The sequence below is a fragment of the Burkholderia sp. SR8 genome (genome assembly GCF_052851275.1).
Genome location: NZ_JAULUC010000001.1, coordinates 299888 through 323180, shown reverse-complemented (window position 1 = coordinate 323180; position 23293 = coordinate 299888). Strand labels below are relative to the sequence as shown.

The 23293-nt window shown below is 63.4% G+C and carries 18 protein-coding genes, 1 tRNA gene and 1 pseudogene; 12 read left to right on the top strand and 8 right to left on the bottom strand.

The features are described from left to right. Positions 1-13 precede the first annotated feature (13 nt). Positions 14-1852, bottom strand: a complete 1839-nt coding sequence (locus tag Q3A80_RS01490) for a hypothetical protein (protein WP_446327345.1) — start codon at positions 1850-1852, stop codon at positions 14-16. Positions 1853-2464: 612 nt separating this feature from the next. Here Q3A80_RS01490 and Q3A80_RS01485 point away from each other — a divergent pair. Further along, on the top strand, positions 2465-3499 hold the full coding sequence (locus tag Q3A80_RS01485) for a DUF262 domain-containing protein (RefSeq protein ID WP_446327344.1): 1035 nt from the start codon (positions 2465-2467) through the stop codon (positions 3497-3499). Beyond that, positions 3496-4494, top strand: coding sequence for a hypothetical protein (locus Q3A80_RS01480; RefSeq protein ID WP_446327343.1), 999 nt, complete (start codon positions 3496-3498; stop codon positions 4492-4494). Before Q3A80_RS01485 ends, Q3A80_RS01480 begins: the two co-directional genes overlap by 4 nt. A 554-nt stretch (positions 4495-5048) precedes the next feature. On the opposite strand, the gene Q3A80_RS01475 is transcribed toward Q3A80_RS01480, so the two are convergent. Both Q3A80_RS01475 and Q3A80_RS01470 read right to left on the bottom strand, forming a co-directional pair. Further along, entirely contained in the window at positions 5049-6671 is a 1623-nt protein-coding gene (locus Q3A80_RS01475) for an NAD(P)/FAD-dependent oxidoreductase (protein ID WP_446327342.1), read from the bottom strand. A gap of 309 nt (positions 6672-6980) precedes the next feature. Continuing rightward, positions 6981-7784 carry an inositol monophosphatase family protein gene (locus Q3A80_RS01470; RefSeq protein WP_446327341.1) on the bottom strand — a complete coding sequence of 268 codons (804 nt, stop codon included), beginning with the start codon at positions 7782-7784 and terminating at the stop codon, positions 6981-6983. Between the two features lie 280 nt (positions 7785-8064). On the opposite strand from Q3A80_RS01470, the gene Q3A80_RS01465 reads away from it, so the two are divergent. Both Q3A80_RS01465 and cysE read left to right on the top strand, forming a co-directional pair. After that, positions 8065-8892 (top strand): RNA methyltransferase, encoded by an 828-nt coding sequence (locus tag Q3A80_RS01465; protein WP_446327340.1) that lies wholly within the window; start codon positions 8065-8067, stop codon positions 8890-8892. Positions 8893-9241: 349 nt separating this feature from the next. Further along, positions 9242-10015: a serine O-acetyltransferase gene (gene cysE / locus Q3A80_RS01460; protein WP_446327339.1), complete on the top strand. Its 774-nt coding sequence runs from the start codon at positions 9242-9244 to the stop codon at positions 10013-10015. A gap of 51 nt (positions 10016-10066) precedes the next feature. On the opposite strand, the gene Q3A80_RS01455 is transcribed toward cysE, so the two are convergent. From Q3A80_RS01455 to Q3A80_RS01440, 4 genes are all read right to left on the bottom strand, one after another. Next, a complete protein-coding gene (locus Q3A80_RS01455; protein ID WP_446327338.1) occupies positions 10067-10867 on the bottom strand; it encodes a UDP-2,3-diacylglucosamine diphosphatase in 801 nt (266 codons plus the stop codon). A gap of 26 nt (positions 10868-10893) precedes the next feature. Then, positions 10894-11385 carry a peptidylprolyl isomerase gene (locus Q3A80_RS01450; RefSeq protein ID WP_446327337.1) on the bottom strand — a complete coding sequence of 164 codons (492 nt, stop codon included), beginning with the start codon at positions 11383-11385 and terminating at the stop codon, positions 10894-10896. Between the two features lie 88 nt (positions 11386-11473). Then, entirely contained in the window at positions 11474-12049 is a 576-nt protein-coding gene (locus Q3A80_RS01445; RefSeq protein ID WP_059457919.1) for a peptidylprolyl isomerase, read from the bottom strand. A gap of 39 nt (positions 12050-12088) precedes the next feature. Further along, complete coding sequence (locus Q3A80_RS01440; RefSeq protein WP_446327336.1) at positions 12089-12811, bottom strand: tetratricopeptide repeat protein; 723 nt, start codon at positions 12809-12811, stop codon at positions 12089-12091. Positions 12812-13045: 234 nt separating this feature from the next. Between Q3A80_RS01440 and cysS the strand changes: the two genes are divergently transcribed. The 4 genes from cysS (at position 13046) to tilS (ending at position 17907) form a co-directional block, all read left to right on the top strand. Continuing rightward, the gene (gene cysS / locus Q3A80_RS01435; protein ID WP_151065660.1) at positions 13046-14443 is read left to right on the top strand and encodes a cysteine--tRNA ligase; all 1398 of its coding nucleotides are present in this window, start codon (positions 13046-13048) and stop codon (positions 14441-14443) included. A gap of 43 nt (positions 14444-14486) precedes the next feature. Next, positions 14487-15356, top strand: coding sequence for a DNA-3-methyladenine glycosylase family protein (locus Q3A80_RS01430; protein WP_446327335.1), 870 nt, complete (start codon positions 14487-14489; stop codon positions 15354-15356). Positions 15357-15455: 99 nt separating this feature from the next. Then, complete coding sequence (locus Q3A80_RS01425) at positions 15456-16427, top strand: acetyl-CoA carboxylase carboxyltransferase subunit alpha (RefSeq protein ID WP_006478433.1); 972 nt, start codon at positions 15456-15458, stop codon at positions 16425-16427. 43 nt (positions 16428-16470) lie between these two features. After that, positions 16471-17907, top strand: a complete 1437-nt coding sequence (gene tilS / locus Q3A80_RS01420; RefSeq protein ID WP_446327334.1) for a tRNA lysidine(34) synthetase TilS — start codon at positions 16471-16473, stop codon at positions 17905-17907. Between the two features lie 122 nt (positions 17908-18029). Here the strand turns inward: tilS and Q3A80_RS01415 are convergent. Continuing rightward, positions 18030-18267: pseudogene (locus tag Q3A80_RS01415) on the bottom strand (hypothetical protein); the annotation flags it as partial. On the opposite strand from Q3A80_RS01415, the gene Q3A80_RS01410 reads away from it, so the two are divergent. The 4 genes from Q3A80_RS01410 to Q3A80_RS01395 all read left to right on the top strand — a co-directional run bounded on the left by Q3A80_RS01410 (position 18250) and on the right by Q3A80_RS01395 (position 23258). Beyond that, a complete protein-coding gene (locus tag Q3A80_RS01410; RefSeq protein WP_446327333.1) occupies positions 18250-19503 on the top strand; it encodes an aspartate kinase in 1254 nt (417 codons plus the stop codon). The pseudogene Q3A80_RS01415 and the gene Q3A80_RS01410 overlap by 18 nt on opposite strands. 111 nt (positions 19504-19614) lie before the next feature. After that, positions 19615-19708 (top strand) — tRNA-Ser (locus Q3A80_RS01405). Positions 19709-19893: 185 nt separating this feature from the next. Next, a complete protein-coding gene (locus Q3A80_RS01400) occupies positions 19894-21267 on the top strand; it encodes a hypothetical protein (protein ID WP_446327332.1) in 1374 nt (457 codons plus the stop codon). A 461-nt stretch (positions 21268-21728) separates the two neighbouring features. Further along, positions 21729-23258 carry a complex I subunit 4 family protein gene (locus Q3A80_RS01395; protein WP_446327331.1) on the top strand — a complete coding sequence of 510 codons (1530 nt, stop codon included), beginning with the start codon at positions 21729-21731 and terminating at the stop codon, positions 23256-23258. Positions 23259-23293: the final 35 nt, after the last annotated feature.

Genomic DNA, 23293 nt, shown 5'->3' with positions numbered 1-23293 from the left:
ACCCAATGGGCAATCAGATTTGGACATATAAGTCCCTGTCTCTGGCCGGCGCGAGGAGCATGTCCCGGCCAAAGACGACAGGCCAGACTTCAGATGAAGTTGGTGACTTTGACTTGTCGGCGCCTTCGTGTGTTAGTCCCTCAAGACGAACCTTCTCCCACGCGGCGAGGTATTGGAGTCCGCCTTCGATAGTAAGCACTTCGGGCGACTCGTGAGCTACCTTCGCGATGACCCGGATTAGTGTGTCGACGTAAAGATGAAGGTTTTCGACTAGCGTTGCGAGATATGGTAACGAAGTGGCACTATGCATTAGCGAATTTCTAGTGAAATAAATGCGATAGAGATGCCATTTGACCTTTCTCCGATGGGATTTTAATGTTTCGCGGACGGCTGTTTGCGATTGGAAGGCCTCGGATAGTCGCCAAAGTTTGTTGCGAAGTAGCGGATGTGATTTGAGTAGTTCAAGCAATGCTTGGCGGTCAGACTTAAATTCGTCGCACAGAAGTAAGCTCGCAAATCGCGCGAATTCCGATCCATCGCATTTCATCGTAGCCAATACTGCTCGACTATCCTGCGTAAGCTTGAGGGTATCCTGATATGCTGAGCTAAAGAGTTTTTCCGGGTAGGTTAAGGTAAGTGTAGGTAGAATCGACTCGGCGAAATATTCGATCCGAACGCCTTCTTTTTTGGGTATGGGGAGTAACCCTTCCAAAGCTGCCCAAAGGTCAATGAGTTGATTTTCAGCGGAGTTAGATATGAGAGCGGCTTTGTGAAATCTCAAGGCCCGTGCAAGGCGGACTGCGCTGTCAGGCGCAAGGTGTCCTCCATGTATGGCGTCAGAGAGTTCAATGTAGTTCGCTTCAGAATAATTGAGGTTGCCCACCCAGCAGTGCATCGGGTCGGGAGCCTCGTGGGACATGTATGTCAGTTTGGTTTCAAGGTCTTTGGTCAGGGAGAGGCGCGAGATAGTTGCTGTGCTCTTGTGCTCGAAGAATCGAATCACGGATGCCAACGCATCAAATCGTGCAGCTACGTCTTGGTGCGCCTCAGCTGCTGTCCTTGCATGTACCTTTTCTGCAATTAGCCACGCCTGATTTTCGGTCTTGGAACTAACAAAGAGCCGTTGTTGCCTATTGAGTCCTTCCCACTCTGGATTGTTATCCTGGCATTTGAGATCAAAACGTTGTAGTAGGTCGGTGTATCGAGAAACAGATTTGTCTGTCAAGAAGATGCAATCGAATTCTCGGGATTTAAGCGTGAATGCGTCGAAGAACTTGGTCAGCGCTGTCTCTGGATCAATGCATTTGTCATACTTGAGTGGAAGTATGAGAAGCTTTTGAACAATATGGTAAGTGTGTCTGCGAGGGAATCCTTCAACTTCAGCCTGAATGACAAAGCTCGATGCAAGCTCCTGTAGATCGTTTTTGCGCTTGTGGTCTAAAGTGATGATCTTGGTGATTTCAGATTGGATCGATAAGAAGTGATTTCTTAAAACCAAACGTAATCCCGCTACTGCCCGCGACACTTGGGCTGATTCGCCGATTCGCACTGAAATGCTCTCCACCTGTGCCTTGCACAATGCCTTTTGGTCTGGTGTTAAGGCTGGGTCGCGAGCAACGCTCCATTCGAGCTCTTCAAGGAACGGCTTCAGAGCGTCCTTACTCACTCCAGCAACAAAATTTGTATGTGCAATCGTCTGGAGTTCGATCGTTCGCGTGTACGTATTTAGTGCTGGAGCTTTGAAGCTGTCGTCGGTGAAGTCATATAGCTTCTCGTCCAGGGAGAGGGCGAAAAAGATAAATGATTCCCATTTGGGTGAGTCAATGCTTGTGCGAAGTTTCAGGCGTCGCATAATGTCCCCGTCTATGATGCAATAGCGTGCGTGTCCGCGGTAGTAATTGGGATGATGCCATCTTGCTGCTTAGCATAGTCTATAAGACGCATGCCGGACCAAAACGTCGAACATGCGGCATTTCACCATGTAATTTAATTTTGGGCTCGTGCAGGACTTGACTACGGTCTAGCGCATTTCCCATGCATGAATACGGGCCCATCCTAGATCTTCGCTGGACAACTGCGACGACATGCACTCTGCCGCGCGTGGGTGGTTCGAACATCGCAACATCCGAAGCGTTTTGAGGTCACTGCTGGATCATTGCGGTGACGGGTGCAGGTGCCGCAGTGGGCTGTGTGCTCATGTGACCGCGAAACGTTGCTTTGACTGCCCGAGCTTACAGTGTTCCGTACGGGACAGCTCGAGGTTCTCCGTTCGGCCAGTTGCCGACGACATCACAATCGGCGGCTCTCGGCCATGAAGAGCCGTTCACTGGTTCATGCATGAAGACGCCGGAACGACCAGTGTACTCCCGGAAGCTGCCGTTCGGTCGCGGAATGCGCAAATCACTGCCGTAGCTGGTATATTTGTGCAGTCAGACGCCACGTTACAACACCACTTTCTTAAAATATGATCCGCCGACAAAATTTTCAGAACCTAAGCTGGTTCTATGATCTCTACAAGAGATCTGCCCTTGACCTAGATCCGCCATACCAGCGACGGAGCGTTTGGAACGATGCATTTAAAGCGTATTTCATTGACACCGTCCTGCTTAATTATCCCGCTCCTGCGATATTTCTCTACGAGGAAATAAGTGCAGAGGGAACATCCATGTATCACGTTGTCGATGGCAAGCAGCGGATTACTACCATCCTCGAGTTTGTGCAGGGAAAATTTGCTGTCGGCGAGAAATCTGAGTTAACCGCGCTTCGAGGGAAGTATTTCGAGGGACTTGACGAGAATGTGCGCCGGGCATTTTGGTCGTATCAATTGCTCGTTGAATATATTCCGACGAATGATGAGGGCGTAATTAATTCGATTTTCGATCGAATTAATAGAAATGTCGCAAAACTAACGGCCCAAGAACTTCGCCACGCAAGGCTGGACGGGGAATTTATTCAGCTATCGGAGCAGTTGTCGGAGTGGCAAGAGTCAGTGCTACCGGCCAACTTTCCTCGCTTCGCCGCTCAGTCCAGGAAGCAAATGAAGGATGTTGAGTTCACTGCCCTGCTTTTGTTGTTGCTCGAAGAAGGGCCGCGGGGCTACAGCCAAGATGACTTGGATAAGGCTTTTGCGGATCGTGACTCTGAATGGGAGACGCGTGTCGAATGTGATGCGCGGTACCGTGCGGCGATTTCGTACATTGCAGGCGTGTTAGCAGCTGATGAAGATCTTGCTGTCACACGACTTCGAAATCAGGCGGATTTCTACGCCCTTTTTGGCGCTATAGATTCACTGCAGCAGGATGGGCAACTCGGGTCAGCCGAGCAATCTGCGGCCGCATTGCGCAGATTTGTGGACACAGTTGACCTTCTGGAGGCTCGCGAAGCCGATCTCGCGCTTGCTAGCTATTTCGATGCAGCAAGATCTGCATCGAACGACAAAGGGCCGCGCGAGACACGTGTGCGGTACATGCGATCTATACTGGCGGTGAAACAAGCGTGATCATCCCGGCGCAGCTTGTCCAAAAGCACAACCTGTATAAGCCTTACCTTGAGAAGGTTGAGCAGCGCGCTCGCGAGCGAATTTTTAATTTTTGCAACGCGCACGGTTACGCATTCGTAGGGCGCCTCAAGGATACTGAGTCGCTCTTCGAGAAGATCGAAACGGGTCGTTTTGACAGTTGGAGCAAACTTGACGACCTGTACGGATGCTCCATAGTAATTCCGTTCCTCGATGAAGAGGAACAGGTGATTCAATGGCTCAAGGACCAATTTGATGTTGTTGAAATAAAATTGCGAGGAACAACTCTTAAGGATCCCGCAGTTTTTCGGTTCGATGCGACCCGCGTTGTTGCCAAACTGCGGAGCACTGATTTCGCCGCGCATAGCGAATTGACGAAGATTTCATTTGAAATTCAAGTTCGTACAGCGTTCGAACATGCATGGTCAGTAGCGACGCATTCATTAGCGTACAAAGGTGAGCGGGTCGATTGGAGTCGTTTGAGGCTGGCTGCACAGCTAAAAGCGTCGGTCGAGCAGTTGGATATGCTAGTTTTGGGCTTCGATGGCGCAGCGAATGCTATTCACAAGCAGAAATGGCCGGACGTGGCTATTCGAGCCAGAATAGAACAGGTATTTCGCTCTCGATTTGATGAAGGAACTCTTCCCCTAGAAATACGCCCGTCAAGCTGGATGCGATTCTGTGAGAATGTCCAACGCCTTATCATTTCGACCAGTAAGGATGCGGTAAAGGGAGCGGTAGCTGAACGGTTCGTTGAGAAACGTTTAGAAACCATCGAGGCGGCCTTGGATCAAGTTGGAGCGGCATACCCCAAGAGCGTTTCGCTCCTTCAGTTCTGCATTGGAACCTTAGCGAACGCAGAATTGATAACAGGACCATTAAAGGGATACATTCCATACATCACGGAAGAGCTTCGCAGTCTTTTTCCAAAGACGACAATTGCAGGGATAGGCTTCAGCCTCGAGGATACGAACTAACCGATGCTATCTGCTTGTCTCAGCTCGGACGGTTGAGGCTGTTATGGTGGGAATGACAGGGGCGGCCAACTTATGGCCGCCCTGCGATCACCGATACCTGAGCATTCGCAATGGCCGCCGAGTTGGCCGTAGCAACAGTGGGCCGTGCGGCCGTTCTACCTTGTAGCCTGCCGCCGAGTCTGCGCCGCGTCGATTGTCAGCTAAGGGTCGGTAACTGCCTCTCCCCAAACTGGTGAGCGTAGGTCTTGGCGTAGCTTTGTGCGTCGAGCCTTGTCAGATAAGGCGCAGGTACTGCTGCATCATCGGAGTGTGGCCAGCAAAGGCCTCGGGCGACAGCGTGGTCATAGATCCGGCGTAAAGTTGTTGCTTGGGTTGCCCGAGTTTACCAGTGGCTTCGGTGCACAAGCGCGAAGTTCGCCGTTCGGCCAGTTGAGGGAACGCGCAGCCGGCGGCTACCGGCCGACTCGATGATTCGCGCGCGTCCCAGGCGAGGGCGTTGCAGAGCGGTTACCACCCGGCGCACGAAGCTGCGCGCGCCGGGCCCGTCGACCCGCTCAGCCGCCCAGCGTCGCCACCAGATCGAGCGCCACCGCCTGCGCGACTTCGATCCCGTCGATCGCTGCCGAATAGATGCCGCCCGCATACCCGGCGCCTTCGCCGGCCGGATACAGCCCTTCGACGTTCACGCTCTGGTAGTTGTCCTTGCGCCGGATCCGGATCGGCGACGACGTGCGCGTCTCCACGCCGGTGAGCACCGCATCGTGCATCGCGAACCCGGCGATCTTCCGGTCGATCTGCGGCAGCGCTTCGCGAATCGCTTCGATCACGTAGTCGGGCAGTGCGGTGCTGAGGTCGGTCGGGCGCACGCCCGGCTTGTACGACGGCACCACGGAACCGAGCGACGTCGACGGCCGGCCCGCGATGAAGTCGCCGACCAGCTGGCCCGGCGCGCTGTAGTCGCCGCCGCCGAGTTCGAACGCGCGCTCTTCCCATTTGCGCTGGAACGCGATACCCGCGAGCGGGCCGCCCGGATAGTCCTCCGGTGTGATGCCGACGACGATGCCCGCGTTCGCGTTGCGCTCGGCACGCGAATACTGGCTCATCCCGTTGGTGACGACGCGGCCCGGCTCGGACGTCGCCGCGACCACGGTGCCGCCCGGGCACATGCAGAAGCTGTAGACCGCGCGACCGTTGCTGCAGTGGTGGACCACCTTGTAGTCGGCCGCGCCGAGCTGCTTGTGGCCCGCGAACTTGCCGAAGCGGCTGCGATCGATCACGCCTTGCGGATGCTCGATCCGGAAACCGAGCGAGAACGGCTTCGCTTCGACGTAGACGCCGCGGTCGTGCAGCATCTGGAACGTGTCGCGCGCGCTGTGGCCCACGGCCAGCACCACGTGATCGCAGCGCAGCGTTTCGCCGTTCGACAGCTTCAGCGCGCGCACCTTGCCCTGATCGATGTCGATGTCCTCGACGCGGGTTTCGAAGCGCACTTCGCCGCCCAGCTCATGGATGCTCGCGCGCATCTTTTCCACCATGCTGACGAGGCGGAACGTGCCGATGTGCGGCCGGCTCAGATACAGGATGTCGTCCGGCGCGCCGGCCTTCACGAATTCGTCGAGCACCTTGCGGCCGTAGTGGTGCGGATCCTTGATCTGGCTGTACAGCTTGCCGTCGGAGAACGTGCCGGCACCGCCTTCGCCGAACTGCACGTTGGATTCGGGATTGAGCACGCTCTTGCGCCACAGGCCGAAGGTGTCCTTGGTGCGCTCGCGCACGGCCTTGCCGCGCTCGAGGATGATCGGGCGAAAGCCCATCTGCGCGAGGATCAGCCCGGCGAACAGCCCGCACGGCCCCATGCCGATCACGACCGGTCGCAGGAAGTTGCCATGCTCGGGCGCCTTCGCGACGAAGTGGTACGCCATGTCGGGCGTCACGCCGCAATGCGGCGTGCCGGCGAGCCGCGGCAGCACGGCCGCTTCGTCCTTGACCTCGACATCGACGATATACGTGAGCTTGATGTCGGCGCGCTTGCGCGCGTCGTGCGCACGACGGAACACCGTGTAGCGGAGGAGCCCGTCCGCGGCCACGCCAAGCTCCTTGAGGCGCGCGCGGATCGCGGCTTCGAGGGCGCTCTCGGGGTGGTCGAGCGGGAGTTTGATTTCGCTTAGCCGTAACATGAGTAGTCGGATACGGTCGCCACGAAGCCGTGGCGGTGTTGAAACTGGCGGGGGCCGGCTTGCTGGCGGCGTCGTGCGCCGCACGCGCATTCCGCCAGCCGATCGTTCGGCGACGGAGAACACGCGGCGCGCTGCGGGACGCCGGCCAGGCCGGACCGCTCGGGCAAGGTCGGCACGGGCGCCTGAAGCGACCCCTGCGTGAAGAAGCGTACTTCGCGCTCCGGACAACCGGAAGGCGGCAAGCGCTCGATCATGACGGTGCCGGCGAGTGGTTGATGCGACAACCGCGCCGCACGGGCGCGGCGGGACTTACTCGGCTGCCGGATGCAGGTAGCTGTAGCGGTTCAGGATCGGGATCATCTGCGCGTAGATCTTCGGGTTCGCCGCGACGATCTCGTGACGATGCAGGAAGTCGGCGTCACCCGTGTAGTTGCCGACGAGGCCGCCCGCTTCGGTGATCAGCAGGCTGCCTGCAGCCATGTCCCACACGTTGATGCCTTGCTCGAAGAACGCATCGAGGCGGCCTGCCGCGACGTTCGCGAGGTCGAGTGCGGCGGCGCCCGGGCGGCGCAGGCCCGTGCAGGCCTGCGTCATTTCGGTGAACAGGCGCGCGTACGCGTCGAGGCCGTCCTTTTCGCGGAACGGGAAGCCCGTGCCGACCAGCGCGTCCGCCAGGCGGTCGCGGCGGCCGACGCGGATGCGGCGGTCGTTCAGGTATGCGCCGCGGCCGCGGGTGGCCGTGAACAGGTCGTTCTTGTTCGGATCATAGACGACGGCCTGCGTGACGACGCCCTTGTGCTCGAGTGCGATCGATACGCAGTAATACGGGAAGCCGTGGATGAAGTTGGTCGTGCCGTCGAGCGGATCGATGATCCACTTGAACTCGGATTCGTTCTCCGATTCGCCCGATTCTTCCGCGAGGATCGCGTGGTCGGGGTAGGCGGTCTTCAGCGTCTCGATGATCGCCTCTTCGGCGGCCTTGTCCACTTCGGTGACGAAGTCGTTCTGCTGCTTCTTGCGGATCTCGATCAGGTCGAGATCGAGGGACGCACGATTGATGATCTGTCCGGCGCGGCGCGCAGCCTTGACAGCAATGTTGAGCATGGGATGCATGAGCCTGGATCCTGTAGCCGACGGCACGGGCCGCCACGAAGTGGAACACACCGCCCGGAGCGGCGCAAACGTGCCGGGCGAGATGAGACGCGAATTGACAAAGAGCGGGGTACGACCCGCGCCGCACGGGGTGCGACGCGTAAGCGCATGATTTTACCCGATTTTCAAGCGTTTCGGTGGGTCGGAATACGGGGAAACCCCCACTGGCCGTCCGGACGAGTGGGTTTGCCGCGGCGATGGCGATACCATACTGCCATTCCGATGAACCGAGCCGTATGTAGTGGAAACTCCGCAGAATCCCGCCGCGCCGTCCGAATCGGGCGCCGCCACCTCGTCACCGCCGCCGTCCGGCGGCTTCACGTCCACCCGCTTCGTGCTCGTCGAGCCCAGCCATCCCGGCAATGTCGGGGCGGCCGCCCGCGCGCTGAAAACGATGGGTTTCTCGCGGCTCGTGCTGGTCGCGCCGCGCGTGCCGCACGTGCAGAGCGATCCCGACGCGATCGCGATGGCGAGCGGTGCCGATGACGTCCTCGCGTCCGCGCATGTCGTGCCCACGCTCGGCGACGCGCTGGCCGGCGTCCACTGGTCGATCGCGCTGACCGCGCGCACGCGCGAATACGGGCCGCCGCGCCTGGCGCCGCGCGCGGCAGCCGAGCAGGCGTGTATGCAAGTCGGCAGCGGCGACATCGCGCTCGTGTTCGGCAACGAGCGCACGGGCCTCGCGAACGAGCACGTCGAGCAGTGCAGCGCGCTCGCGCATATCCCGGCGAATCCGGCCTACAGCTCGCTGAACCTCGCGCAAGCGATCCAGGTGCTCGCGTACGAACTGCGTGTCGCGTTCCTCGAGCAGGGCAGCGACGCGTCGCATCCGGTGCAGGCCGACGTCGGCACGCTCGCGCAGAGCGACGAGATCGAGCGGATGTATGCGCATCTCGAGAACGCGCTGGTCGCGCTGGATTTTCTCGACCCGCGCAACCCGAAGAAGCTGATGCCGCGGCTGCGGCGCCTGTTCGCGCGCACCGGTCTCGAGCGCGAGGAAGTCAACATCCTGCGCGGTATCGCGAAGCACATCCTGCTGAAGTCCGGAACACCCGAAGGCGACGCGTAAGCGGCCGGTGCAGCGGCGGCCGGACGCTTCGGCGTTCCACAATGGGGACGTCGCTTGCGTGTGCAGCGTTGCATTGGCCGCTGGCACCTGCGATCGCGGCGGCCGCGTCCGCCCCCGCACGCTACCCGCTACCCGCTGCCCGGCGCCCACCGGCCGGGCTCGTCGACTGGCCGGAAACAGGCCGCCGCATCGAATACCCGTGCCGGCGGCGGGGTGAACGCGCGACGCCGTGCGGCCGTGCGCAAGTGGCCCTACAATCGCCGGACGTCATAAGTAAATTACCCGGCGAGATAACCACCGGCCATTGCCGGCGGGGCACGCCGGCCTTTTCCCCAGCCCAGATCCGATCATGTTCACTAGACTGCGCGAAGACGTTGCGACGATACGCGAGCGGGATCCCGCCGCTCGCAGTGCCTGGGAAGTGCTGACCTGTTATCCGGGTCTGCATGCGCTCGTGCTGCATCGGTTCGCGCACGCGTGCTGGCGCGCGAAACGCTACTGGCTCGCCCGTTTCGCGTCGCAGGTCGGGCGCTTCCTGACGGGGATCGAGATCCATCCGGGCGCGACGATCGGGCGGCGCGTGTTCATCGATCACGGCATGGGTGTCGTGATCGGCGAGACCGCGATCGTCGGCGACGACTGCACGATCTATCAGGGCGTGACGCTCGGCGGCACGTCGCTCACGCGCGGCGCGAAGCGCCATCCGACGCTCGAGGCCGGCGTGATCGTCGGCGCGGGTGCGAAGGTGCTCGGCGGTTTCACGGTCGGCGCGGGCGCGAAGATCGGCTCGAACGCGGTCGTCGTGAAGCCGGTGCCGGCAGGCGGCACCGCGGTCGGCAATCCGGCGCGCATCGTGATGCCGGCGCAACCGAAACCGCAACCGGAGCGCGCCGCATTCTGCGCATACGGGATCACGCCGAACGCGGACGACCCGATGTCACTCGCGATTCACGGGCTGATCGATCACGCGGCGAAGGAGAGCCGGCGCGTCGACGAGATCGTCGCGGCGCTCGAGCAACTCGGCACGCATCTGGAAACGCTGCAGGGCACCGACGCGGCGCGCCTCGACCTGCGCAGGCTGTCGGCGGTGCTGGAAGGCAAGGCGGTCGAGCGCCAGTCGTAACGCGCCGCATGCCGGCAGCGGCGGCCGCGCCGGGCGCGTCGGTCGATTGCGTCAGTCGAGCGGCATCGCGTGGATGCCTTCCGCGTCGACGCGCAGGTAACCGCCGCGCGGCTTGCCGTGATCGAGATCCCAGTCGGGCAGCACCCAGCGAATTCCGCCGGGTTCCAGATGCCGGGCGGGGCGATGCGTATGGCCGTGAATGATCACGCTTGCGCGGCTCTTCCGGAACAGTGCTGCCACGCCTTCTTTTGTGACGTCGTAGATCGCCGAAGCAGGGCGCATCCGGCCCGCTTCGCTGTTCGAGCGCATGCGCTGCGCGAGCGCGCGGCGCCAGCGGAACGGCCACGCGAGGAACAGCATCTGCGCGGCGCGATTGCGCGCGAACCGCCGGAACACCTGGTAGCCGCGATCGGCCGTGCATTGCGCATCGCCGTGCGCGAGCACGATGCGCTGGCCGAACGCCATGATCAGCGCCGGGTCGGGCAGCAGCATCGCGCCGGCGGCCTTCATGAAGCGCCGGCCCAGCAGGAAATCGCGGTTGCCGTGCATCACGTAGAGCGCGATGCCGCGCTCCGAGAACGTATGCATCAGTGCGGCCATGCGGGCCGCGAACGGATCGTCGTCGAGCACGTCGTCGCCGATCCAGTATTCGAACAGGTCGCCGAGGATGAACACCGAGTCGGCGCTGTCGGCGGTGTATTTCACGAAATGCTCGAACGCGGCGACCGTCTTCGGAATCGACTCGCTCAGATGCAGATCGGAGAGAAACAGGAACGGGCGTGCGGCTTGCGCGTATTCGCGTTCGCCCGGCACGCCCGCGGAGACGCTTCGCGGCGGACTCTCCTGCAACATCGAAGTGCCTCCGTAACGGCTGTGCGTCAGACCACCACGGCCTTCTCGATCACGACGTCGTCAGCCGGCACGTCCTGATGGAAACCCGCGTTGCCCGTCTTCACGGCCTTGATCTTGTCGACGACGTCCTGGCCTTCGACGACCTTGCCGAACACCGCGTAGCCCCAGCCTTGCGGCGTCGGCGACGAGTGGTTCAGGAAGTCGTTGTCGTTCACGTTGATGAAGAACTGGGCGGTCGCCGAGTGCGGATCGTTCGTGCGCGCCATCGCGATCGTGTAGTTGTCGTTCTTCAGGCCGTTGTTCGCCTCGTTGTCGATCGGCGCGTCGGTCGGCTTCTGCTTCAGGCCCGGCTCGAAGCCGCCGCCCTGGATCATGAAGCCGTTGATCACGCGGTGGAACACCGTGCCGTCATAGTGGCCCTTCTTCACGTAGTTCAGGAAGTTCTCGACCGTCTTCGGTGCCTTCGCGGCGTCCAGCTCGAGCTTGATCACGCCGTGGTTCGTGTGCAGTTCAACCATGATGAATTCCTTCGGTATGGCGGTTTAAATGGCACGCGGCCGGTCGTATGACGCGGCCGCGTGTGGCGCCGGACGTGCCGGCAGGTGCTTACTTCGAGACGACGCTCGCCGATTCGATCACGACCGGCTGGGCCGGCACGTCCTGCATCGGGCCGCGCGAGGTCGTCGCCACGCCTTCGATCTTCTTCACGACGTCGAGGCCCGACACGACCTTGCCGAACACCGCATAGCCGTTGCCGTCCGGGTTCGGGTAGTCGAGGCCGCTGTTGTCGACCGTGTTGATGAAGAACTGCGCGGTGGCCGAGTTCGGATCGCTGGTACGCGCCATCGCGATCGTGCCCGTCAGGTTCTTCAGACCATTGCGGCTTTCCAGCGGGATCGGCGCGCGGGTCGGCTTCTCCTCGAAGTTGGTCTTGTAGCCGCCGCCCTGGATCATGAAGCCCTTGATCACGCGATGGAAGATCGTGCCGTTGTACTGGCCGGCCTTCACGTAATCGAGGAAGTTGGCGACCGTCTTCGGTGCCTTCTCCGGGTAGAGCTCGACGCGGATGTCGCCCTGCGAGGTCTTCAGCTGCACGACCGGATGCGCGGTGGCCGATTGCGCGAAGGCCGGCGCGGTCGCGAGAAGGGCGGCGCCGCCAAGCGCCAGCAACAGACGTTTCATTGCGATCCTCAGGTTAGGAGGGAAGGGAGGTTGCGCCGCTTACTGCGACGGCGCGACGTACGGCGCCGCCAGCGCACCGGACGGACCGTTGAACTGGAACGTCGGCGACATCGGCAGCGTGGTGGTGCTCACGTTCGCGGCGGCGCGGTCGGTGTACGCGCGCGTGGCGGGCGTAACGGCGCGCGCGCCGGCTGCCGGCTTCGGCGGCGACACGATCTTCTGCAGGTCGGCGAGGCGCTGCGCGGTCGCGCCGCTCGTGCGGCCGAGCGCTTGCGCGCGCTTGTACGACTCGGCCGCGAGGCGCAGGTACAGGTCGCCGAGGTTCTCGTACGCGAGCGAGTAGCTCGGGTTCGATTGCGTCGCCGTGACGAGCGCGCTGCGCGCTTCGTCGTAGCGGCCGTGCTTCGCGTAGAGCGCCGCGAGGTTGTTGTACGGTTCGGGCAGTTCGGGGTAGGCCTGCGTAATCGCGACGAACTGCTGGATCGCGTCGTCGTCGCGGTTCAGGCGGGCGAGCACGGTGCCGCGCTTGAACTGCGCCTGCACGTCGTGCGGATTCGCCGCGATGCGCGCGTCGAGCTGCGCGAGCGCCTGTTTCCACTGCTTGCCGGCGATCGATGCGTCGATTTCGGGCGTGCCGTCGGCGGTGGCCGGGGCCTTTTGCGCATGCGCCGCGGGGGCCGCGAAAAGCGTCAGTGCGACGCCCATGACGGCGGTCGCAACGAGGGTCGCAGCGCTCGGCGCGCGGCCGCGATGAGGTTTCATAGGCGTAAATCGGAATGTTATACTCCGAGCCATTCTAACAAAACGTCTGCGCGTTCCGGCGAGCCGCAGACAGTCTTTCTTTGCCTCTCGTGGCCGTCACCGCTGTGCTTGCAGCCTGACCGCCCCATGTGATAACGAGGACGCGCGGCGTCGTGCCGCAACAGGTGGTCCGTCCGTGTCGCATGCTGGGCGAGCTTCGCCAGGGCGGTTTCCTTCGGCTCACGGTTCATCTCTATGGAATCACTGCGCATCTACAACACGCTCGCGCGTGACAAGCAAGTTTTCGTGCCGCGCCAGTCCGGCGAAGTGCGGATGTACGTATGCGGGATCACCGTCTACGACTATTGTCACGTGGGCCACGCGCGCATGCTGGTCGTGTTCGACCTCGTCCAGCGCTGGTTGCGTGCGATCGGCTATCGGGTCACGTACGTGCGCAACATCACCGACATCGACGACAAGATCATCCGCCGCGCGGTCGAGAACGGCGAGACGATCAAGTCGCTGACCGACCGGTTCATCGGCGCGATGCACGAGGATGAAGCGGCGCTCGGCATCCAGCGGCCCGACATCGAGCCGCGCGCGACGCAGTTCATTCCGCAGATGCTCGGGATGATCGAGCAGCTCGAGACGAACGGCTACGCGTACCAGGCGAGCGACGGCGACGTCAATTATTCGGTGCGCAAGTTCGCGAACTACGGGAAGCTGTCGGGCAAGTCGCTCGACGACCTGCGCGCGGGCGAACGCGTCGCGGCGAACGACGCGAAGGAAGATCCGCTCGATTTCGTGTTGTGGAAGCGCGCGAAGGCGGACGATCCGGAAGGCGCGTCGTGGTCGTCGAAGTACGGGATGGGCCGGCCGGGCTGGCACATCGAGTGCTCCGCGATGGGCTGCACGCTGCTCGGCGAGCATTTCGACATCCACGGCGGCGGGCAGGACCTGCAATTCCCGCACCACGAGAACGAAATCGCGCAGAGCGAAGGCGCAACCGGCCAGACGTTCGTCAATTACTGGATGCACAACGGCTTCGTGCAGGTCGATAACGAGAAGATGTCGAAATCGCTCGGCAACTTCTTCACGATCCGCGAAGTGCTCGAGCGGTACGACGCCGAGGTCATGCGCTTCTTCATCGTGCGCACGCACTACCGGTCGCCGCTCAACTACAGCGACGTGCACCTCGACGATGCGCGCGCATCGCTCACCCGTTTGTATACGGCGCTGAAGGATGTCGAGCCCGACACGCTCGCGCTCGACTGGAACGAGCCGCATGCGCAGCGATTCGCGGCCGCGATGAACGACGACATCAACACGCCGGTCGCGGTGGCGACGCTGTTCGAACTGGCGGGCGAGGTCAACCGCACGCGCGATGCATCGCTCGCGCGGCAACTGAAACAACTGGCGGGCCTCTTGGGCCTGCTCGGCCGCGAACCGCGCGCATTCCTGCAGCAGGGCACCGGTGCCGCGCAGGCCGGCGGGCTCGCAGCCGACGAAATCGAAGCTCGGATCGCCGCGCGTGTCGCGGCGAAACAAGCGAAGGACTATGCCGAAGCGGACCGGATTCGGGCGGAACTGCTCGACGCCGGCATCGCTCTTGAAGACAAACCGGGCGGATCGACCGAATGGCGTCGCGTATGAGCGCGGTGCGTTCCACTGACCGATCCGTCAGGTAGGAGGCAAGATGGCAACGGCCAGAAAAGCGCCGGTCAGGCGTGCGACTCCGCTCGCCGCGCGTCCGGCAGGCAAGCGCGCGCCGGCGGCGAAGGCGGACGCGACGCGCGCCGTGCCGAACGGCGCGCTGAACGGTCATGCGAAGCCCGCGCGCGCGAAGGGCGCGGACACGGCGCAGCCGGAGGTCGCGATGACGGCCGCGGACGCGGCGCGCAAGGTGCGCGCATCCGATGCGGCAGCCGATGGCGCCGATGATGTCGTGCGTCCCGCATATTGGGATAAAGCATGCGCCGATCTCGTCAAGCGCGACCGGATCCTGAAGAAGCTGATCCCGAAGTTCGGCCCCGCGCATCTCGTGAAGCGCGGCGATCCGTTCGTCACGCTCGCGCGTTCGGTCGTCGGGCAGCAGATTTCGGTGCCGTCCGCGCAGGCGCTGTGGGCGCGCATCGAGGATGCGTGTCCGAAACTCGCGCCGCAGCCGGTGATCCGGCTCGGCGCGGACAAGCTGATCGGATGCGGACTGTCGAAGCGCAAGACGGAATACATTCTCGACCTCGCGCAGCACTTCGTGTCCGGCGCGCTGCACGTCGACAAATGGACGTCGATGGACGACGAGGACGTGATCGCGGAACTCACGCAGATCCGCGGCATCAGCCGCTGGACGGCCGAGATGTTCCTGATCTTCAACCTGTCGCGGCCGGACGTGCTGCCGCTCGACGATCCGGGCCTGATCCGCGCGATCAGCGTCAATTACTTCAGCGGGGAACCCGTCACGCGCAGCGAGGCGCGCGAAGTGGCCGCCAACTGGGAACCGTGGCGTACCGTCGCGACCTGGTACATGTGGCGCAGCCTCGACGTGCCCGATACTGACGCAGACTGACGGCTATCAGGTTTTAAACATCAATAGTTGAGAGCCGGTTTTGCGCATCGCCCGCGCGGGTAGAATACGCGCTGCCGCAAGACCCAAGGATTCGAACACATGAAGACCACGTTTCTGGATTTCGAACAGCCGATCGCCGAACTCGAGGCCAAGATCGAAGAGCTGCGATTCGTGCAGGACGACTCGGCTGTCGATATTTCGGAAGAAATCGAGCGGCTGTCGAAGAAGAGCCAGCAACTGACGAAGGACCTCTACGCGAACCTGTCGCCGTGGCAGGTCTCGCAGATCGCGCGGCATCCGCAGCGTCCGTACACGCTCGATTACGTCGCGGAACTGTTTACCGATTTCCACGAACTGCACGGCGACCGTGCGTTCGCGGACGACCTGTCGATCGTCGGCGGTCTCGCGCGCTTCGGCGGCCATCCGTGCATGGTGATCGGCCACCAGAAGGGCCGCGACACGAAGGAGCGCGCGGCGCGCAACTTCGGGATGCCGCGTCCGGAAGGCTATCGCAAGGCCGAGCGCCTGATGCGCCTCGCCGAGAAGTTCGGGCTGCCGATCTTCACGTTCGTCGACACGCCGGGCGCGTACCCGGGCATCGGCGCGGAAGAGCGCGGCCAGTCGGAGGCGATCGGCCGCAACCTGTACGTGATGGCCGAGCTGAAGACGCCGATCATCACGACGGTGATCGGCGAGGGCGGTTCGGGCGGCGCGCTCGCGATCGCGGTGGCCGATACCGTGATGATGCTGCAGTTCTCGACCTACTCGGTGATTTCGCCGGAAGGCTGCGCGTCGATCCTGTGGAAGAGCGCCGCGAAGGCGCCCGAGGCAGCGGAAGCGCTGGGCCTGACCGCGCATCGCCTGAAGGCGCTCGGGCTGATCGACAAGATCATCAACGAGCCGCTCGGCGGCGCGCACCGCGATCCGAAGGGCATGGCCGCGCTGCTGCGCCGGGCGCTCGCCGATTCGCTGCGCCAGTTCCAGGGCATGAGCATCGATGCGCTGCGCGAGCGCCGCTTCGAGCGCCTGATGGCCTACGGCAAGTTCAAGGAAACCACGCCCGGCGCATGACCGGCGCGTTCGCATCGCGCGCCGTCCGGCGCGCATCCCGCTCGTGATTCCCCCGACCGAATTCAACGCCGACCGCGTCGTCCTCGACGCGGTCGGCGTTGCACTTTCCGCTGTGCCGGCCGGTGCGCGGATCGCGATCGCATACAGCGGCGGCCTCGACTCGACGGTACTGCTCGACGCGGCAGTGCGCGTCGCGGGCGCCGCGCGCTGCGTCGCGCTTCATGTTCATCACGGCCTCAGCGCGAACGCCGACGCATGGGTCGCGCATGCGCAGGCGACGGCCGAACGGCTGGGCGTCGCGTTCGAAGCCGAGCGGGTCGACGTGCCGCGCGACAGCGGCCTCGGCGTCGAGGCAACGGCGCGCGAGCGTCGCTATGCGGCGCTCGATGCGATGTGCGAACGTCACGGCGTGGCGGCGCTCTGGGTTGCGCAGCATGCGGACGACCAGGCCGAGACCGTGCTGCTGCAGCTGCTGCGCGGTGCGGGGATCGCGGGCCTCGCCGCGATGGCGCCGCGCTATCGTCCCGACGGCGCGAGCGTCGAACGCGTGCGTCCGCTTCTGAGATTGTTGCGCGCGCAACTGGAACGCTATGCGGCGCAGCGCGGGCTCGCATGGATCGACGACGAATCGAACGGCGACACGCGCTACGCGCGCAATGCGTTGCGTATCGACGTGCTGCCGACGCTCGCCACGCACTTTCCGGGCTTTCGCGATGCGCTCGGCCGTGCGGCCCAGCATGCGGCCGCCGCGCAGCGGCTGCTCGACGATCTCGCCGAACTGGATTTCGCCGGCGCGTCGCGCGACGACGGCCGTGCGCTGTCGCGCGACGCGCTGGTCGCATTCGACGATACGCGCGGTGCGAACCTGCTGCGCTTCTGGATGCGCCGGCTCGGGTTGCCGAGCGCGTCGGCAGGGCGGCTCGCGAACATGATGCGGCAGCTGCGCGCCGCGCACGACGCACATGCGCTGCGCGTCGACCACGCGGGGCAGTGCCTGCGGCTGTATCGCGACACCGTTTACTGGGAAGCGGGCGACAGCGCCGAGCCGGCCGACGACGGTACCGGCACGCCGCATCCCGAGTCCTCGCTCGCATGGGATGGCCAGGAAGTCTGGCGCGTGCCGGCGTGGCGCGGCACGTTCGTGTTCGCGCCGGCCGACGCCGGCAGCGCCGGCGCGGTGCCGGAGGCGCTGCTGCGCAGCGCGACGCTCGTCGCGCGCGCGCGCGCGGGCGGCGAGCGGCTGCGCACGTCGCCCGGCGGGCCGGGGCGTACGCTGAAAAACCTGTTCCAGGAGCACGGCGTGCCCGCATGGCAGCGCGACGTGCCGCTGCTGTTCGCGGGCGAGCGGCTCGTCTACGTGCCGCGGCTCGGCGTGAATCATGGCGACGGGCTTACCGGCGACGGGCTGACCGGCGACGGGCTCACCGCGGCCGGTGGCTGGCGCCGGATCGAATGGCGTCCCGATCTGCTGATCGCGTAGCGCCCGGATGCTTGCCGGCGCGTGATCGCGCGCCGGTTTTCACCATTTGGTAAACAGCGCCGGAACGCTTGCCGAACCGGCGAGCGGCTTGTCAAGCGGGCCTCTATCGGGTACGCTCGGTCGTTTGCTCGGCTCGATTTTTGAGCGATTTGTGCAGGTTTTCCGCGTGACGTACCCGGTTTGCGCGGCCTGATCGGCCTTCCGGGCAAAATCCGTCACGCTTGCGTGTTGCGTCCCAGCCGTCCCCCTCGTCGTCCGTCCACAGCCACAAGCCGCGTGACCGAACGGCAACGCGGCCTGCCCAGCGCGCCCGTGCGGCTTCTCCTTCAGTTCAGAACGACAATGGCACTCATCGTACACAAATACGGCGGCACTTCGATGGGCTCGGTCGAGCGCATCAAGAACGTCGCGAAACGCGTCGCAAAATGGCATCAGGCCGGGCACCAGATGGTGGTCGTGCCGTCCGCGATGTCCGGCGAAACCAACCGCCTGCTCGGGCTGGCGAAAGAGATTTCGAGCCAGCCGAGCCCGCGTGAGCTCGACATGATCGCGTCGACCGGCGAGCAGGTCAGCGTCGGCCTGCTGTCGATCGCACTGCAGGAAATCGGCGTCGAGGCCGTGAGCTATGCCGGCTGGCAAGTGCCGATCAAGACGGACAGCGCGTTCACGAAGGCGCGCATCCACTCGATCGACGACGAGCGCGTCAAGGCCGATCTGAACGCCGGCAAGGTCGTGATCATCACGGGCTTCCAGGGCGTCGATCCGGACGGCCACATCACGACGCTGGGCCGCGGCGGCTCGGACACGTCGGCGGTGGCGGTCGCGGCGGCGCTGGCTGCCGAAGAGTGCCTGATCTACACGGACGTCGACGGCGTCTACACGACCGACCCGCGCGTGGTCGAAGAGGCGCGACGCCTCGATCGCGTGACGTTCGAGGAAATGCTGGAAATGGCGAGCCTCGGCTCGAAGGTCCTGCAGATCCGCTCGGTCGAATTCGCCGGCAAATACCAGGTGAAGACGCGTGTGCTGTCGAGCCTGACCGATCCGCTGATTGCGCTCGACGAAGAAATGCGCTCGGGCACCCTGATTACTTTTGAAGAAGACGAGACCATGGAAAAGGCAGTCATTTCCGGCATCGCGTTCCAGCGCGACGAAGCACGCATTGCGGTGATGGGCGTGCCCGACAAGCCGGGCATCGCGTATCAGATCCTCGGCCCGGTCGCCGACGCGAACGTCGACGTCGACATGATCATCCAGAACCAGAGCGTCGAAGGGAAGACGGACTTCACGTTCACGGTCGGCCGCGGCGACTACCAGAAGGCGATGGACATCCTGACCAACCAGGTGCAGGGGCATGTCAGCGCCGAGCGCGTGCAGGGCGACCCGAAGGTGTCGAAGGTGTCGGTCGTCGGCGTCGGCATGCGCTCGCACGTCGGTGTCGCGAGCAAGATGTTCCGCACGCTGTCGGAAGAGGGCATCAACATCCAGATGATCTCGACGTCCGAAATCAAGATTTCGGTGCTGATCGACGAGAAATACATGGAGCTGGCCGTCCGCGCGTTGCACAAGGCATTCGAACTCGACCAGGCTGCGTGAATTTTTTTGTGATGCATTGAAGAAAATGCATCGCGGAAATTGACGCACGGTTCGAAACCCTATATTATCTCGTTCTCGTCGCACTGCCTCCCTGGTGCGAGCGAAAGTTTGGGAGACGTGGCCGAGAGGTCGAAGGCACTCCCCTGCTAAGGGAGCATCTGGGCCAAAACCTGGATCGAGGGTTCGAATCCCTCCGTCTCCGCCAAAAGCGGTGACAAAGCCCCGCAAGTTCTCGGACTTGCGGGGCTTTTTCTTTTCCGCGCGCCGTTTCCGGTTCGGCGCTCGCCGTCGTGCTTCGTCCGGACAGCCAATCAATGCTCGACTTCAGCGACGCCGATGCGCTAAATAGACGTATCGCCTCGCACGGCTCACATTGGAGTTCCGGCACGCATGCATTCCGTCCTGACCATCGTTTCGCATCGGCCTGTCGACGGGCTCGTCGCGAATCACGCGTGCTACGCGCACGAGCACGGCTACCAGCATGCGATCGTCGACGGCACGCACGTGTACGGCGAGCGCCAGCAGGTGCTGCACAAGTACCACGCGATCGTCGCGCAGCTCGTCGCGATGGAGGAGGGCGCGCTGCTGCTCGTGCTCGATCCGTTCTCGATCGTGTTCGGCCGGCATGCGCTTGCCGATGTCGCGGACGGTTACGATGCGATCGTCACGACGCAGACGCCGCAGTCGCCGTTGCCGGCGGCGAGCGGCATGATCTTTCGCAACGTGCCCGACGTGCGCGAACACTTGCGTGCGTTGACGGTCGAGCTGGGCAAGTGGGCGATGCGTCTGCCCGAGCGGCAGCACGCGTGCGAGGCGACGCTGCTGGCGGAGCACTTCCCGCCGCTGCCGTTCGACCGACCGCTCGCGAACGGCCATTACGCGTCGGCGCAGACGGTGTGGCGTGACGGTCACGCGATCGACGTGGTCGTCGGCGCGCAGCCGCTCGTCGCGCATCACGCGCCCGAATGGCGGCAGGTCGACGGTGAGTGGGCGCCGACACCCGACTACGACTTTCGCTACGTGCTCGCGCTCGTCGACGATGCGGCGCGCGTGCGGCACGGCGGGCAACCGCGCGCGATGGACGACTGGCGCGCCGCGCAGCAGCGCACGCGCGAGCCGGCGCGGCATCTGAACCCGCACGCCGACATCGCGTTCGTGAGCCTGCACACGTCGCACATCGCCGGCTACGGCGATATTCACGAAGAGAACTTCGTTCGCTATTGCGCGCGACACGGCTATGCGTATCACGCGTATCGCGAGCCGCCTGCATTCGTGCCGGCCGGCGTCGATGCGAACTGGGCGAAGCTGCACCTGATCCGCGAACATCTGCCGGATCATGCATTCGTGTTCTGGGTCGACGCCGACGTGCTCGCGATCGACCAGCGTCAGACGGTCGAGCGCGTGATCGCCGGGCGGGATTTCGTGATCGGCACCGACCACACGGCGTGGGCGATCAACTCGTGCATGATCGGCGTGCGCAACGTCGCGCCGATGCGCGAACTGGTCGAGCGCATCTGCGCGCGCATCGAGAGCTTCGACGACCGGTCGTCGGTGTATGCGAGCGGCGGCGATCAGCAGGCGATCTACGTCGAACTGCTGCAGGCCGGCATGATCGACGCGCGCTACGTCGTCGACGCGATGTCGCTCGCATCGTCGCCGGTCTATGCGACGCGCGACAGCCGCTTCGTTCATTTCCCCGCGCAGCACAACCACTATCGCGCGGTCACGATGCGCGTGTGGGACCGGCTGAGCCACGAGCGCTGATGCCCGGGATGCACGCGATGCGCGGCACGGGCGCACATCACGATCGCGGCGATCGGCATCCGTCGAAATAAAAACGAAAGTATCGGTGTAAGGAACGACCTGCCCGCAGGCATCGTTCCCTTCATGTTGTGACGGCGCGCTGAAACAGCCGCGCTTCGTCACAAATGCGGCATCGCATCGATTCGAATGACCCACACAGCGTCGCAATACAAAAAATTACGCAGAAAAATCAGGCCTCTATCCGTGTGTCGTGAAACGAAGCTCTGCTGCGCTGCAAAAAATATTCAATCGCCGTATGCTGGTTAACCCGATTGCGCTTGAGCGGCGTCAAGCTTTGCCCTGATTCCGCTTTACATTTTGCCAACATTGGCGATCCACGAAATCTATCTGTCGATTTGATTTCGTTCCCTTCGTCACGCCTGTCCCCGATGCAGCGCGCGACCTTCTCAAGGCCTGTTGACATGCAAGACTTTCCCTTTCTGAGCCTGGCGATCTGGGCTCCGATCCTGTTCGGCGCGTGCCTGCTGCGCGCCGGTTCCGACCGTCATCCGCACCGCACGAGACTGATCGCGCTCGTCGGTGCGGTGGCGGGGCTCGCCGCCGTCGTGCCGCTCGTCGCCGGCTTCGACTCGCACTCGGCCGCGATGCAGTTCGCGGAAACGCGCGACTGGCTGGCCGCGTTCCATGCCGGCTGGCGCGTCGGGATCGACGGCGCATCGCTGTGGCTCGTCGTGCTGACCGCGTTCACGACGCTGGTCGTCGTGATCGCATCGTGGGAATCGGTCACGGTGCGCGTCGCGCAGTACTACGCGTCGTTCCTGATCCTGTCGGGGCTGATGATCGGCGTGTTCGTCGCACAGGACGGGCTGCTGTTCTTCATCTTCTTCGAGGCGACACTGATTCCGCTGTACCTGCTGATCGGCACGTGGGGCAGGGAGCATCGCGTGTACGCGGCCGTGAAGTTCTTCTTCATCTCGTTCGCCGGTTCGCTGCTGCTGCTGATGGCGATGCTGTACCTGTTCGCGAAGTCGCATACGTTCGACATGAACGCATGGCGCACGCTGCAGCTCGGCTTCGCGCCGCAGCTGCTGGTGTTCCTCGGCTTCTTCGCCGCGTTCGCGGTCAAGGTGCCGATGTGGCCGGTCCACACGTGGCTGCGCGACGTGTACACGGACGGCCCGACCGGCGCCGCGCTGATGCTCGCGATGCTCAAGCTCGGCGGCTACGGCTTCCTGCGCTTCGCGCTGCCGATCACGCCGGACGCGAGCCACTTCTTCGCGCCGGCGGTGATCGCGCTGTCGCTGTTCGCGATCGTCTACGCTAGCCTGATCGCGCTCGCGCAGACCAATCTCGGCAAGCTGCTCGCGTATTCGACGGTCGCGCACATGGGGATCGTCACGCTCGGGCTGTTCCTGTTCAACCGGATCGGCGTCGAGGGCGCGATCGTGCAACTCGTGTCGTACGGCTTCGTCGCGGGCGCGATGCTGCTGTGCGTGAGCGTGCTGGTCGATCGCACGAAGCAGCGCGAGATTGCCGCCTACGGCGGCGTGGCCGGCGTGATGCCGCGCTTCGCGACGTTCGCGGTGCTGTTCGCGATGGCCAACGTCGGCCTGCCGGGCACGTCGGGCTTCGTCGGCGAGTTCATGGTCATCATGGGCGCGATCCGCGTGAACTTCTGGATCGGCGCGATCGCGGCGCTCACGCTGATCCTCAGCGCGTCGTACACGCTGTGGATGGTCAAGCGCGTCGTGTTCGGCAAGGTCGCCAGCGAGCGCGTTGCGAAGCTCGCCGATCTCAGCCGCCGCGAGATCGTGATGTTCGCGTCGCTCGCGCTGATCGTGCTGATGGTCGGCGTCGATCCGAAGCCGTTTACCGACGCGATCGATCCGACCGTCGGCCGGCTGATCCAGGACGCGAGCCATTCGAAGGTGCCGGCCCGCGACGGCGGCGCGCCCGCGCAACCGGCGTACATGGCATCGGTGCACGACTGATCGCGTGACGCCGTGCAGACGGGTCCGCATCGCGC

Bases quoted from the DNA above. Each gene is read 5' to 3' on its own strand.
- Q3A80_RS01490 (WP_446327345.1), bottom strand. From the start codon at position 1,852: ATGCGACGCCTGAAACTTCGCACAAGCATTGACTCACCCAAATGGGAA.
- Q3A80_RS01485 (WP_446327344.1), top strand. From the start codon at position 2,465: ATGATCCGCCGACAAAATTTTCAGAACCTAAGCTGGTTCTATGATCTC.
- Q3A80_RS01475 (WP_446327342.1), bottom strand. From the start codon at position 6,671: ATGTTACGGCTAAGCGAAATCAAACTCCCGCTCGACCACCCCGAGAGC.
- Q3A80_RS01470 (WP_446327341.1), bottom strand. From the start codon at position 7,784: ATGCATCCCATGCTCAACATTGCTGTCAAGGCTGCGCGCCGCGCCGGA.
- cysE (WP_446327339.1), top strand. From the start codon at position 9,242: ATGTTCACTAGACTGCGCGAAGACGTTGCGACGATACGCGAGCGGGAT.
- Q3A80_RS01455 (WP_446327338.1), bottom strand. From the start codon at position 10,867: ATGTTGCAGGAGAGTCCGCCGCGAAGCGTCTCCGCGGGCGTGCCGGGC.
- Q3A80_RS01450 (WP_446327337.1), bottom strand. From the start codon at position 11,385: ATGGTTGAACTGCACACGAACCACGGCGTGATCAAGCTCGAGCTGGAC.
- Q3A80_RS01445 (WP_059457919.1), bottom strand. From the start codon at position 12,049: ATGAAACGTCTGTTGCTGGCGCTTGGCGGCGCCGCCCTTCTCGCGACC.
- Q3A80_RS01440 (WP_446327336.1), bottom strand. From the start codon at position 12,811: ATGAAACCTCATCGCGGCCGCGCGCCGAGCGCTGCGACCCTCGTTGCG.
- cysS (WP_151065660.1), top strand. From the start codon at position 13,046: ATGGAATCACTGCGCATCTACAACACGCTCGCGCGTGACAAGCAAGTT.
- Q3A80_RS01430 (WP_446327335.1), top strand. From the start codon at position 14,487: ATGGCAACGGCCAGAAAAGCGCCGGTCAGGCGTGCGACTCCGCTCGCC.
- Q3A80_RS01425 (WP_006478433.1), top strand. From the start codon at position 15,456: ATGAAGACCACGTTTCTGGATTTCGAACAGCCGATCGCCGAACTCGAG.
- Q3A80_RS01410 (WP_446327333.1), top strand. From the start codon at position 18,250: ATGGCACTCATCGTACACAAATACGGCGGCACTTCGATGGGCTCGGTC.
- Q3A80_RS01400 (WP_446327332.1), top strand. From the start codon at position 19,894: ATGCATTCCGTCCTGACCATCGTTTCGCATCGGCCTGTCGACGGGCTC.
- Q3A80_RS01395 (WP_446327331.1), top strand. From the start codon at position 21,729: ATGCAAGACTTTCCCTTTCTGAGCCTGGCGATCTGGGCTCCGATCCTG.